This window comes from Methylophaga sp. UBA3613, assembly GCF_002375415.1.
GTDB lineage: Bacteria > Pseudomonadota > Gammaproteobacteria > Nitrosococcales > Methylophagaceae > Methylophaga.
Map to the genome: position 1 here is coordinate 83,622 of NZ_DFLS01000012.1, position 13,128 is coordinate 96,749.

Consider the following 13,128-nt stretch of genomic DNA (forward strand, 5'->3'; position numbering starts at 1 on the left):
TAGCCCCAGTGCCTTTTACCTATTCCAGTAGGCTATCAAACACATAGTTGAATCATTATTCGGGTAGAGTGTGAACTGCATCAATGTATATCGTTGACAGCGATCTTACCCATCGATAAAGTTATCTTAATTGTTTTTTATACCTGTCTTTTATTAGCCAGGTATGAAGTGCTCGTCCAACAAACCAAGTGGACGCTCAACTATTCATTTGTACGCAGATGATTTCACTGAATTGATTATCTGTAAGCAGATAATTCACCCATAGGGGAATACTTTTTCCCTTTTGGGCATAGTGTTCTCCTTTTTTTTATCTGAGGAGTAACACCATGACTAAAATCAATGTTCTTGAAGTAAGCTTTGAGGATTCGTCTGAGCAACAGCTGGAAGATACCATGCATGATCTGATTTCATTATCAGATACCATGACTACACCTGCTGGCAAAAAGACAATTGAAGCTGCAATTGAGGCAATTGCTGAAGAACAACGCCGTCGCGTTTCTAAACCAGTTCTTGTCGCTATTTAGGCTTCTGCTGATTATCTGCAGCAAGAGTTAACGCCCCTTTGGGCGTTAACGATTCTGCAATCTGAAAGGCAGTTTCTCTGTCTTTATCCACCAACAACGCTTTTAAGATTTCATTGGCTTTTTGTACTTCTAAAGCCTCGCGTCCGCCGTGGATGACATTCAGAGTTTTCTTTTTTTCTGCCATTTAGTTTTCCATTTTCAGGGGGAGCTTATGCAAACAATTCTCAATTTAACAAAACAAATGACCTGGTGCGAATTTTCTGGGTCAATCTTTGGACTGCTTGGCGCTTTTTTGGTTGCCATGCAGGTTCCTGGATCAGAGTTTGGATTTGTATTCTTTTTAATCTCAAATCTTTTCTTTATCCAGTTTTCGTTAAGTAATCGTTATTACGCACTGCTGCTGATGCAAGTGGGTTTTACGGCTACCAGCTTGATGGGGATTTATAACGGGTTTTTCGTTTAATCCTTCAATGTCTCAACAGTCAACTGTTGAGAATTATTTAACCCGGAGGGTAACAATCCCTTACGGGGGTTTGACCTTTCGATTAGTAAATGGAGATCATCATGACTCAATCTAAATTTATTACTGAGAGAGGCCAAACCGTAACCATTGAAGAGAAATTGGCCAGTATCCCTTATGGCTGGTCTGGTCATATAGATGTGTCCGGTGTGGAGGAGCGAGAAGGGCACATATATGCTTCTGAATCTCCTTCATTCTATGGTACCTACTGGGTTCTCGAAGATGGCACTGAAATGTGGCTTGAGAATTTTCTCGATGCAACTGTGGCCAATAGTTTTGCTGAACAAGTGAAGCAGGCAGCACTCATCAAAATCCAACAAAGACATTAAGTAAGTGAAGCTCAATAACTAAGCCCTCTGTTCTATAGAGGGCTTTTTTTGACTTTTAATGCAGCACAGAATTATAAGAAGTGCATGAACTCCTCAAATGACTGGGGCAAGATTAGCGTATGTCTACTTCGAGTAATACCTAAATAAAGTCTTGATGCTAATGACGAACGAGCGGCCTTGTTCTCTTTGTTTTGAATAGACATAGATCTTTTCACATCATACAACTGTTGGATAATTGCAGGTGCCAACATGACGCTATCAAATTCATGATTTCGTGCATTTTGAAATAATCCAATCACATATTGAGCTGACTGAGACTGTAACGATTTCGTCGTCTCCCAATGTTCGGTTTTATAGCCTTTTTCAAATAACTTGTTGAGGTGAACCACTGAACGATGTCTTGAATTCTGACTCATAACAGAATACCAATCCGGGTAGTTACTTAACCCTATCACCCGCACAGGCTTTTTCTCGCGATAGAGTCGAATACACGCACGTGCAAACTGATCTAACTGTGATTCACTGCCAAGTACCCTATATGGTAGATTGAGGGCCGAAATCCTTTCCACCCACTCGAATAACTCCCATAAATCATCCACCCATATAGCTGTAGGCTTTGCAGGAACATCAGGACGATCATAATATTGAATTTCACTTGAACGGTCACGGTTGGCAATGAATTCATCCTTTACTGGCAAGGAATGTAGTTCGAGAGAAAAGTTAACAATATCGCCAAGCTTTCCTGGTGTCCTGATAGATGTAGTCATTTGCCTCTCAATTGCGGGAGATGTTCGTTTTGCACTATACGAATTGACTGCTTGAAAATGGTCACCAAGCCCGACATAGCCTTGGCTGCTTCGCTCGATAATCTCTAACATTGCTTCACTTAAATCATGACTCTCATCAACTATCAGTTGTGAAAAATATGTAGGTATTTTGAATCTATGCAGTGAGGCATATTTGATAACATGATAATCCCGAATAGGCAGTTTCACTGGAAAGTTAGGGGGAGGGTTAGTTACAAACTCCCAGAGCAAAGCAGAGTGAGAAATTAAATAGGACTTATCTTCCGAACCAAGGCCAACAACCCACTTTGGTATAAAATCTTCTGTAATTTCAGTATTCCGGGACCAGCAAAACCTAGCTACCATTTGAAATATAATACTGCTAACTCGATTGGGATTATAAGTTGAGACCGATCTTAGATTAAATTCTGCTGCGATAGCATTAATGGGATTTGCCTCATTATCCAATGATGTCCGAATCAACTGAACATTATTTTGAGAAAAATCTTTGGACATTAAGAGTGACGCAAATTGGCCAAAGGTCATTATCTTAACCGAAGGATGAACTACGGCTCTAAGCGCTTGAAGCTGAACTGTAGAATTGGTTAATACTAAAATCCTCTTAGCATTATATTTATTTCTACTGACCAGAATTTCTGAGATAGCCGAGAGCATATGTGTTTTTCCGGTCCCAGCATATCCATGAACATCAATATGCTCATCAGAAAGGCTGCGCTCAATCTGTCTGAATATTCTATGTTGATTACTGAACATTTCCCGTTGCTGTCCAGTTGGTAATGCAATAATTACCTTTTCTTGTATATCCGGATGTTTGTAGTTGGCCTTAAATTCATAATCCCAACTTCCATCAGCTTTGAGATATTTTGCATTTCTCACATCTATCTCTGGAAGTAGATATATATCGTTGGCCTTAGCAAAATCACGGCCTTTCCGAATTGCTGCTGTTGAAAAACGATCCTTTATCTCATCAACGAACTTATTCTTAGGCTGGCTTTCCTGTTGGTGGCCCAAATTGATAATTTCGTGAAGTATCTTTTCAAGGCTGAGATTATTAAGTTTATTCAGTGAGGGTAATTGATTGATAAGATACAAAGAAGCCAACTCTTGAACAGTTAGGCTCTGAAATGTATTGCTTTTGGTTACTGATAAATCAAGCTCATCGCCATCATAAGTAATCGACTCAGTTAAAACCAACTCTAAGGTTTCATTGCTTATAGGTAAAAATAACCTATTTATCATGAATACTCATTTGTCATATAAACTGGGTATCTTGATAAGGAAAATACATTTCTACGAATCATCTTCGTTAAATTGATCAACAAGATATTGATAACGATTTGCTATCAACTCCTGGTCTGTAAATCTGAGTCTAATCTCGTCATAAAGACCTTTCTTCTCCAAACGTGAAATTTCTCGCTGTATAAATTCGTCAGCCAGGGCAACCTTAATAGAATTTGCATTACCTGACGTTTCTAATAGATGTTGGTGAGAAAATGGCTCAGTGTAAATTCTATTAAGGATCTGTTTACTAATACTGTTCACAGCATGCTTAAAATCAAACTTCAATCCAACTTTTCGCTGCATAGAAATTATGTCAGAAATTATCCATGACATTAACTCTTCTAAATTGGTAATCGTTACGTTTTTTGAACAATTTTTTAGTGTCGTTTGAAGATACCTTCGTTGAAGGCGATTAGGTATGCGTGTCTTTGCATCAATGACTTCATTAAGACTAAGGACTTCAGCATATCGGTTTCTCTGCTTGGAAAAATTCGTTATTTTGAAAACAACCTCATCCTTACCGCGAGGCTTCTCATATGTCACTGCAATATCATATTTCTTATGCTTGTTTATCTGTTCAACTGCCGGTTTGAGAACCTGGCTATTAAAGTATTTCCATTGTGGGTATGTATTGCTTTCAAAGAAGCCCATTTGACGTCGTAATGACTCGAATGAAATGGTAAATTTTGGCTTGAAAGCATAAGACTTAAAGATAGCATAGAGCCGCTGTGCATTCCCTGTAGTTAGTGCCTCTAATAGTTTTAAATCTAGCTGAGCATAGCTCTGTATTGGAACCATTTCTTCGTAGATTTCACTTTGTACTTTAACGATAATGTGGTCTTTATCATCAGTTGGATTGTAGGTGATTCGAGGAAACATTGAGATAAAATCAAACCCCATTTGCCCCTGCTTATTTGGGCCAATATAGTTCCTCACTCGCATATCCATAAGACCTTCAGCTGCATCTCTGAGCTGTTTACTTCGATTGCTAGGATCAAATAGCTTGCTGTCAATCTTGTTCACTGGAACACGTATGATGATACTTTCCATTGAAAACGACTCTACATATTGATCATCTCTATCGAGGTAAAACTGTTTTACAGTTTCATATATTTCAATAAATAGAAGCCACTGTATTTTTGTAAACGAGTTTGAATATTCCGCCAATGAGAAAGAACGGTTAATTACTCGAAACTCACGCTCTTCTTCTACTGTTAATCCATTGATAACTAACTCACCCTCAAGGGCGTCTGCCTTTTCTGAATTAGTGGATTGCTCCCCAGAATACTCCTGATCAAGTTGATCTCCGAGCAAGTCATTATCCTCTTTATTACTCATTACAAACTCAATCCCGTAAAAGCTACGACCTTATATATATATTAGTGGAGCGTACATTAAAAACGTAAGAACTACGACCTTTCTGTATTATGTCATTGATTGATATATCAATATACTCTTATAGAATACCCTTTCAAAATTACCGCCGTGAAACATAGCATTGAACAAAATAAAGATAGAAATCAATCAATATTCACCGTAAATGCTACGACCTAGAGGTAGCTAGGTCGTAAATAATAGGTAGATTCCACTTCCAGAATTAAAGACATAAGAGAATCTCAAGCAACGTAAAAGTGACGACCTAACAGCTCGCAAACAAATTAGAAAACCAGTCAACTCTTAACTCGTTAAACCTACGACCTTAAATATAAATACAATCTCTGTTTAAGGGATCTAAAGTAGTTTGTAAATCCTACGACCTAAAGCATCCCTCCAGCTCACTGTTTAAAGGGGCTTACAAATACTCGTAAAACTTACGACCTTCACGTAATACTCGTAAATCCTACGACCTAAAGCATTCCCACAACTTACTGTTTATAGGGGCTTACAGATACTCGTAAAACTTATGACCTTCACGTAATACTCGTAATTCCTACGACCTAAAGTACCTCCACAATTCACTGTTTGCAGGGGCTTACAGATACTCGTAAAAGTTACGACCTTCACGCAGTACTCGTAAAACCTACGACCTAAAGTACCTCCACAATTCACTGTTTGCAGGGGAATACAGATACTCGTAAAAGTTACGACCTTCACGCAGTACTCGTAAAACCTACGACCTAAAGTACCTCCACAATTCACTGTTTGCAGGGAATACAGATACTCGTAAAAGTTACGACCTTCACGCAGTACTCGTAAAACCTACAACCTAAAGTACCTCCACAATTCACTGTTTATAGGGGATCAGAAATACTCGTAAAAGTTACGACCTTCACGCAGTACTCGTAAAATCTACGACCTAAAGCATCCCCTCAGCTCACTGTTTGCAGGGGAATACAGATACTCGTAAAAGTTACGACCTAAAGCACCTCCACAATTCACTGTTTATAGGGGATTATAGTTACTCGTAAAACCTACGACCTAAAGTACCTCCACAATTCACTGTTTATAGGGGATCACAGATACTCGTAAAAGTTACGACCTAATCTTACAAGGCCCTGTTATATGTGAGTTAACAGCTGATCGTTAAAACACGACCTTCAGTATTAAACCACAAAAAAAGCTACGACCTAAGCATTTTGAGAACCTATAAACATTTTGAAAAACCCACACGTAATAGTTACGACCTTCACAGATCAGTAGCCCCTTTCTACGGAAGATCTATTCATATAATTGGCAGACATCGTGGAACTCTACAGAAGCATTTAGAGGAATTGAAGCGATAACCGGATATTGGCTAAAGCCGGTTATAGTGAAATGATTTATTTATTTCTTACGGAATATATGAGACTGTTATCTTCAGTACATGTATGTCATAGATATTTAACAGTTTTTAGTCGGGTGTAAAAAGATATCCACAAGCGAGGAGGGTGCACTCGTAAAACCTACGACTCACACAAATAAACAACTCGTAAATCCTACGACCTTATTCAACTTATACACGTAAAAGGTACGACCTATGTGGATATGCTACGTAAAAGCTACGACCTTATGCTCAGTAAGTTATTGATGTAAATGAAAATATGGGCTCAGTAAATATCCTTAATAGATCTTGTTGTATTGTTATCTTAAAAGAATATTATGAATGTCCTTGTTTTCCATAACTCACATTCAACATCAATAACTTTAGATAAAAAAAGCTAAACCTTATCAACCCCTGGTTATCCATGGATGTACTCTATCTACATCACCTATATCGTTCAAGATTAAGGGAAACGATAAAATACTATTCTCATGGTAAATCTGGCCACTTTGTACCGCGATGCATAATTTCCAAGATAGACTTCTCTGGATCATCTGAATTAAAAAAACCCCAATAATTCTTAGTATGTGGAGTTTTTAGCCGATTATGAATATTACCGACATCGAGACATTGTATGAATGCGTGGATTCTACCGTCAGGTCCCATTGCCTTGATAAGTAAACACCGGTCGTCCTCGCTATCGAAAATCATATTTTCATGATCATTGATCAAATACATATTTTCCACCTTGATTAAGTCGCTTTATTATCTAAGCACTGCTGAATTATACCCAGTGATTCCGTAAGTCTTGCATCTTTTGCTGTAAAGCGTAATATCCGCCAGCCATTCAAAGTGAGCAAGTTTTGACGTTCACGATCCCGTTGGAATTTATCCTTATGTGAATGAGCCGTGTGGCCATCCAGTTCGATTGCGAGTTTATGAGTAGGAAAGGCGATATCTATCTGAAATTTCCTACCAGGTATCGCACCCTCTAATTCCCAGACACATTCTGGCCAGTACACCTGGCAGCACTCAAAAAGTACTCTTTGAGGCGATTTTGTCTTTGATCGCTTTTTACCAATGCCGGCAGGTAGCTTCTTAGTTTGTTTTGTACCGCTTTTATTTAGCAGCCCTAAACGTAAAGCATCTTTCTCGGTTAGTCTGATAGTCATCTATTGTCACTGTTCAATAAATACTTTCAGAGTCTCATCGATCACTATTCACGCAAGGTTGATTATGAGAGAGACTTTAACCTGTTCAGACCTTCATCAATTAACTTAATCAAAGCTGAGAATGGCCTAGATTGATAACCAGTCGGAGCCTTATCGTAAACTTGCTCTGTCCAGTCAGTATTATTTAGTCTCATAACCATTCTTCTCACGGTAGCGTGATTACTCTCAAGAATAGTAGCCAATTGCCCTATGTAATGTGGTTTCGATTGCAAAAGGCCCAAGATAATGAGTTGATGAAGAATCAACCCCATATTTCTTGCCTTTATCAGCGATTTGACATTGCTTTTCAAGTTCAAGTTTTAAAGTCTCCCACCTTGATTATCGTGTATTACTGAACGCCCTGTTTGAGCATGGCGGCATGGCATTTCAGGTTGGTTAAAACACCTTCTACACCAATCTCAGGTCGATTCTTCATTAGTTGTGCGAGAAATAAGGCGCGAATTTCATAAACATCACTGGCTGAGATAGGCACGGCGATTTGATGATGGTCTTTGGCAGACATATTTACAAAGTAGTTTTTATTCTGATTTTCAATCAGTAGACGTTTGGTATTGTCTGCTCCGTAGTTGGAAAGTTCTACTTTCGGCAACAAACCAAACATCACCGCGGCAACACTGGGTAAATCACTTCGAGTGATCTGAATGCGTAACTTTTGATTCCAATTGTACTGTCGAGTGGCCACTGACATGGCACCATCAACGGCAATCGTTGCGTCCCCGCCACGGGTTTCATCATAGGCAAAATAGAGTGCTGATTGTTTGCCATAGACGTGATGACCGACAAAATTGCGTTTTTCAGAGTCCGGTTGTTGTCCACCAGCAGGTTGTTGGTGTTCTGCTTCTGGTGCATTGGGATGTGCTACTGTTCTGGCCGGTGCTGACTGATTAACAGTGGATTGCTGGACGGGTTTTGATTGAGCTACTGACCGTTGCTGTCTTGGTGGTGGTGAATCCATATTGTTATGAGCAGGAGGTGCATCGAGCATCGGTTGTCCCTTGGGTGATTGTTCGACAAAAACCATTTCAGGCTGATCTTTGTAATGAGCCAGAATACTAATCACATCATCACGTGCCTGAGTGTTCTTTTGGCAAAACTCTAATGCTTTAGCAAACATAGCTACCTTACTGACAGCAGCCAAGCCTTTATGAGACAGGCGAAGTTTAATACCAGCAGTGGCCAGCGTTTGGTTAGTAAAAGCAAGAGTGAGCGTCGTCATAAAACCTCCGTTAAAATGTATTTATGACTGTCATATTATAACACAATCACGGTAACGCAATCCCATAGCCAAACCCAAGACCAGCGCCATGAAAGCTCACTTTTTGCTAGCTGCGAAAATCTTTCTATTTTGTTTTTCTTTCTTGTCCTTTTTACTGCTTAATTCAATCTATTTACCGCTACGCGGGGTTCATCACCACAGATCAAATATGCCTTTTAATCGGCTTAACAGTTTTTAAAGAATCGTAATACGATCACATCGGCAGAACATAAGAAAAGGAGTGATGTTTCAGGTGAGGTGTTAACGCTTGTTTAATTTTGGTTGTGTTATATTATGCCTATTAATATTCAATATTCAGGGCAGTTTATGAGTATGGCGCCAGAGCTAAAGAAGCTCGTTGAACGTTTTGAAGACGTGTATTTGCCATTACGAGACCAACAGCATGCGGTGGCAGAGTTTGTTCGTGGGGATTCTGAATATCCGTACTGGGCACATCTGAAAGCTGACCGGGAAACGGTAGCTGCTCACATCGAATTGTTGGAATACCAAGAGGACGATATGGATGCTGGCGGCACAACGTCGATGCCTGCGGTCTTGGGTGTACCGTATGGCATGCTGGCGGAAGTACGTGCGATTAACGATATGCGGGACAATCTCGCATCGTTTTTGCGTGAGACCGACAAGGGGGTAACTCCCGAGGGTCAGCGATTGAGCAAGTATCTACTGGAGAAAGTTGGACTACGCCGGTTTAATCGTAAAGTGGCGGGGCGAACCTTTCGTGTACTTGATGGACGACCAGAATCTATCAGTTTTACCTGGTCACAATCAACTACTACGCATAAATTGTCACGTGATGAGGCTGTTGCGGTCGCTGTGCGTAAGATTGTGAAGACGCGAGATAAAAAGCAGCTCAAATTGCTGCAATCTGAGCAATCTTTGCTAATGGAACTGCCAGAAGGTGAAATTCTGGCCAGAGTTTACGAGCCTTCCCCTCAGCCAAAAATGAATATCATCATTGATGGAAAAAGAATGCCGGTTACAACGGCCCATTTACCCCTGTTTTATCCTGCAAAACCTGGTGAACGTTTGCCGGTGATCATACCGCTGCCCAAAAAATGGGAGCAAAGACTGCGTGTACGGCGCAGTGATGCTACATTGGATGATGTACCGCTTTGCCCAATACTTAATATCCATCGTTATTTACCTGAAGAAAAACTAAAGAAGAAGAAATGAATTTTGCACAAAAAACACTATTACCGTCGGCTGTTATAGACAGTGCTGTAACTGTGGCAGCAATTTTTAAGTCTGTGACAGGTATGGACACATTAGAGGTTGCAATGTTTAAAGACATTAGCCATACAACTATACTGAACTTTGCAAATCAGGTACTGAACCAGAAAATTGTGATGCTTTGATTAAGTTTGGTATTGATCCATTAGTATTCCTGTAAAACAAAGGCTATGAAGATGCTATAAACACAAAAGAAAACTCTAAAAAACCTGTAAGAAATAAAGAGTTTCAAAATTTACTTACAAATACGCTACAGATTATGGAATCACTTTGTCAGATAGTTATACTCTCGTTGGCCAGAGCCATAACGCTACTAACAGGGAGGTTAAACATGCTCGAACAAAACATCGTTAAACTAGCAAAAAGCACGCCTAGAGGCACTTAAGATCCTTGCAGAAGACTACATCGAGTTTATGGACGTATACGTGCTTTACAGCGAAATTAAAGGGCTGGTAGAACTGCGATTCATGAACCCCAACCACCTTTCCGATGACGCAATAAATGAAATGATTTTTGTCGACAACCTGGCATCGTTAATTATGAGATCTGTTAATCTGGAAGCCATTAAAGTCAGAACTGAACAAGGTGCCCGATTAGATGAATACATGGCCATGAATGAACGAGAGCTTGCAGACTTGATATTCAAGCACGGGGGCAAATTTAACAAGCCGGATGCAATTTCCATGGCCATGCATCGTGGAATTCTGGATGACGTTAAAAACGAGCTTGCCTGCTATAAAGTATAGAACAGGCTGAGACTCCAAGATCCAAACATTAATTAATAGTAAATGTATGTAATAGGTATATTTACCACTTACATGTAGTACTACATAGTGATACCATAACATGAAGAAAAAGCATTTAATAACGTTGAACCAAATATTTTCCAGACCGGTTAGTGGGAATATTAAATGGTCCGATATAGAAAAGCTCTTTGTTGAGCTAGGTGCTGAAATTAGTGAACGTGAAGGATCACGTGTTGAGGTGTTTCTCTTCGGACAGGTGCGTGTTTTCCACCGGCCACACCCAAGGCCAGACACTGATAAGGGTGCTGTTTCGAGTATTCGAGAATGGTTAAAAAGCCAGGGGGTCAAACCATGAGCAAATATAATGTAATGAACGTCGGTGGCTATAAGGCCGTGGTCAAATACGATCCGGAAATTGAAATGTTTCGTGGAGAGTTTGTTGGCCTTAATGGCGGTGCTGACTTCTATGCCGACGACACGGGTGGATTGAAGCTCGAAGCTATGAAATCACTCCAAATCTTTCTTGATTCTTGCAGAAAACGTGGTATCAAGCCCACAAAACAGTTTTCGGGTCGATTTAACGTTCGTATTTCTCCATCGTTGCATGAGCGTCTGGCCATCACCGCAGAATCAAAAGGGATTAGTATAAACAGGCTAGTTGAAGACGTTTTAGATGAAAGGGTAAGAGCCTAAATGCGAGGAAGTAGCGCTAACGAGATCAGGGCCGTTAACGACAATGGATGAGCGCGGGTCGATCTTATAATCGATGGTGACTAGCGGACGTTCCTCGTGCCCAAGAATATCCTTAAGCTCATCTTGGGCTGCCTCTTCAGAAGCTGATTGATTTCGCCAACTGTAGTAGTACGCTCAACTTCAAATACGCAGTCAGTCAAAGAAGCATTTGCCATTGGCACATGTAAAGCATGACCATTGATACGTCCTTTCAAATCCGGAAAAAATTTCTGTGATAGCTGTGGCCGACCCCGTTGTCGTCGGGATCAAACTTAAGCTGCTGGCGCGAGCTCGGCGCAGATCTTTGTGTGGCTGATCAAGAATACTTTGACTGTTGATTAAGCACTGAATAGTTGTGATAGAGCTGTGATGAATACCGATCTTTTCATGGATTACTTTCACTATCGGCGCCAAACTGTTAGCAGAGCAAGACGCAACAGTAACGATCTGCAGTAAAGGTAATGGCTCAGCTTGTTGGTTGATTAGAAGATTATAATAGCTTCCATTCGCACAACGGATTGAAAATGATATCCTCGCTAGACTAGTCGGCTCTCACATGGAAAATTAGTACTCTTCGCTTTAGTAAGGGTAACTTCAGAGGCTATTTTCTTTACCACAAGTACGAGCAATTGATAATATCTAATGTAAACGTATTGTGGCTAACATTGGATTCTATTCAACGATACTCTAAAAATACAGTTGATAAGTTCAAACTTCAATACGTTGATTCAATGTCAAGTAGTTTTAACTAAATCAGCTCATTAATTAATGGTTAAGGGAGAACATATATGACAGATGTCAATCTTGATCTCAGCTCAGCTGATAAGCGTCGAACGCTTTGGGTTGTTCTCATTCTCAATGTTGCTATTGCAGTGGGATTTTTAGTGACAGGATATGTTGGTAATTCTAACGCTTTAATTGCCAATGGTCTGGACAACACTTCCGATGCTATTGTTTATGGATTAAGTCTACTTGCATTGAGCCGCTCACGCGCATGGAAACGCGGGGCAGCACGTTTTTCCGGTTTCCTGTTGCTAGTTTTTTCTGCCGGGGTCGTGCTGGATGCCATTCGTCGTTACTTTGAAGGGTCTGAACCAACCGGGGCAATGATGATGTCAATGGCTGCCGTTGCAGCGGTCGTGAATCTCTTATCACTTTATTTGCTTAAAAAAATGCAAAGTAAGGATGTGAATCTTCGTGCAGCTACTACCTTCAGCATTAATGATTTCGTCGCAAATGGCGGGGTAATTCTGGCGGGCATTGTCGTTATATGGACAGATTCCAATTTACCCGATTTACTTGTCGGGGTCGCAGTAGCAGGAATTGCACTGTATGGCGCTATCAATATATTACGCGATGCCCATATGGACATTCATGAGGAACAAGGAACCAAGCATCGTGGGAAAAATAATTAAAAGATCTGTATTGGCTGTTTATGTATGAAATTAATTTGATGCGCTATTTTATTCGTATGCTTGTGTTAAATGTTTTTTAACACAATAGTTATATCCAAATTTAAGGATATGGTAAGAGATGTATTATAAAATGTTTTAAGGCAGCATCATAAATTAGTCAGTAAAAAGATTTATAAATGATTGTTCTGGTAATCGACTTTATCCCTGCAATTTTCTTCTCTATGCCCGATTTTTATAAGATGTTAGAGAGCTAGATTAAATGATTTTAAAGCTTCCGCTACGGTATTTTTAATTTTA

At 40.0% G+C, this 13,128-nt stretch carries 16 protein-coding genes; 9 read left to right on the top strand and 7 right to left on the bottom strand.

From position 1 onward, the window contains the following. Window positions 1–326: 326 nt before the first annotated feature. On the top strand, window positions 327–524 hold the full coding sequence (locus tag B3S93_RS13975) for a hypothetical protein (RefSeq protein WP_292398361.1): 198 nt from the start codon (window positions 327–329) through the stop codon (window positions 522–524). Here B3S93_RS13975 and B3S93_RS13980 read toward each other — a convergent pair. Next, entirely contained in the window at window positions 517–708 is a 192-nt protein-coding gene (locus B3S93_RS13980) for a hypothetical protein (protein ID WP_292398363.1), read from the bottom strand. The genes B3S93_RS13975 and B3S93_RS13980 overlap by 8 nt on opposite strands. Window positions 709–735: 27 nt before the next feature. Between B3S93_RS13980 and B3S93_RS13985 the strand changes: the two genes are divergently transcribed. Continuing rightward, the gene (locus B3S93_RS13985; RefSeq protein WP_292398366.1) at window positions 736–987 is read left to right on the top strand and encodes a nicotinamide mononucleotide transporter; all 252 of its coding nucleotides are present in this window, start codon (window positions 736–738) and stop codon (window positions 985–987) included. A gap of 101 nt (window positions 988–1,088) precedes the next feature. Next, window positions 1,089–1,373, top strand: coding sequence for a hypothetical protein (locus B3S93_RS13990; RefSeq protein ID WP_292398369.1), 285 nt, complete (start codon window positions 1,089–1,091; stop codon window positions 1,371–1,373). Between the two features lie 71 nt (window positions 1,374–1,444). Here B3S93_RS13990 and B3S93_RS13995 read toward each other — a convergent pair whose 3' ends face one another. From B3S93_RS13995 to B3S93_RS14010, 4 genes are all read right to left on the bottom strand, one after another. Beyond that, the gene (locus B3S93_RS13995; protein ID WP_292398372.1) at window positions 1,445–3,418 is read right to left on the bottom strand and encodes an AAA family ATPase; all 1,974 of its coding nucleotides are present in this window, start codon (window positions 3,416–3,418) and stop codon (window positions 1,445–1,447) included. A gap of 51 nt (window positions 3,419–3,469) precedes the next feature. Then, complete coding sequence (locus B3S93_RS14000) at window positions 3,470–4,798, bottom strand: replication initiation protein (protein WP_292398375.1); 1,329 nt, start codon at window positions 4,796–4,798, stop codon at window positions 3,470–3,472. A 2,154-nt stretch (window positions 4,799–6,952) separates the two neighbouring features. Beyond that, window positions 6,953–7,372: an endonuclease domain-containing protein gene (locus B3S93_RS14005; RefSeq protein ID WP_292398378.1), complete on the bottom strand. Its 420-nt coding sequence runs from the start codon at window positions 7,370–7,372 to the stop codon at window positions 6,953–6,955. A gap of 388 nt (window positions 7,373–7,760) precedes the next feature. Beyond that, on the bottom strand, window positions 7,761–8,648 hold the full coding sequence (locus B3S93_RS14010; RefSeq protein ID WP_292398381.1) for a hypothetical protein: 888 nt from the start codon (window positions 8,646–8,648) through the stop codon (window positions 7,761–7,763). Between the two features lie 366 nt (window positions 8,649–9,014). On the opposite strand from B3S93_RS14010, the gene B3S93_RS14015 reads away from it, so the two are divergent. The 5 genes from B3S93_RS14015 to B3S93_RS14030 all read left to right on the top strand — a co-directional run bounded on the left by B3S93_RS14015 (window position 9,015) and on the right by B3S93_RS14030 (window position 11,377). After that, entirely contained in the window at window positions 9,015–9,881 is an 867-nt protein-coding gene (locus B3S93_RS14015; protein ID WP_292749124.1) for a DNA replication terminus site-binding protein, read from the top strand. After that, the gene (locus B3S93_RS14020; protein WP_289245079.1) at window positions 9,878–10,063 is read left to right on the top strand and encodes a hypothetical protein; all 186 of its coding nucleotides are present in this window, start codon (window positions 9,878–9,880) and stop codon (window positions 10,061–10,063) included. The genes B3S93_RS14015 and B3S93_RS14020 overlap by 4 nt, the downstream gene beginning before the upstream one ends. A 288-nt stretch (window positions 10,064–10,351) precedes the next feature. Then, window positions 10,352–10,684, top strand: a complete 333-nt coding sequence (locus tag B3S93_RS14025; RefSeq protein ID WP_292398389.1) for a hypothetical protein — start codon at window positions 10,352–10,354, stop codon at window positions 10,682–10,684. 100 nt (window positions 10,685–10,784) lie between these two features. Beyond that, on the top strand, window positions 10,785–11,039 hold the full coding sequence (locus tag B3S93_RS15645; protein ID WP_289245077.1) for a type II toxin-antitoxin system HicA family toxin: 255 nt from the start codon (window positions 10,785–10,787) through the stop codon (window positions 11,037–11,039). Then, window positions 11,036–11,377 carry a type II toxin-antitoxin system HicB family antitoxin gene (locus tag B3S93_RS14030; RefSeq protein WP_289245076.1) on the top strand — a complete coding sequence of 114 codons (342 nt, stop codon included), beginning with the start codon at window positions 11,036–11,038 and terminating at the stop codon, window positions 11,375–11,377. Before B3S93_RS15645 ends, B3S93_RS14030 begins: the two co-directional genes overlap by 4 nt. A gap of 80 nt (window positions 11,378–11,457) precedes the next feature. Here the strand turns inward: B3S93_RS14030 and B3S93_RS14035 are convergent, their stop codons facing one another. Both B3S93_RS14035 and B3S93_RS14040 read right to left on the bottom strand, forming a co-directional pair. Further along, on the bottom strand, window positions 11,458–11,592 hold the full coding sequence (locus B3S93_RS14035; RefSeq protein ID WP_289245075.1) for a hypothetical protein: 135 nt from the start codon (window positions 11,590–11,592) through the stop codon (window positions 11,458–11,460). Beyond that, window positions 11,570–11,818 carry a hypothetical protein gene (locus tag B3S93_RS14040; protein ID WP_289245074.1) on the bottom strand — a complete coding sequence of 83 codons (249 nt, stop codon included), beginning with the start codon at window positions 11,816–11,818 and terminating at the stop codon, window positions 11,570–11,572. The genes B3S93_RS14035 and B3S93_RS14040 overlap by 23 nt, the downstream gene beginning before the upstream one ends. A 386-nt stretch (window positions 11,819–12,204) precedes the next feature. On the opposite strand from B3S93_RS14040, the gene B3S93_RS14045 reads away from it, so the two are divergent. Further along, window positions 12,205–12,831: a cation transporter gene (locus B3S93_RS14045; RefSeq protein WP_292398394.1), complete on the top strand. Its 627-nt coding sequence runs from the start codon at window positions 12,205–12,207 to the stop codon at window positions 12,829–12,831. The last annotated feature ends 297 nt before the right edge of the window (window positions 12,832–13,128 follow it).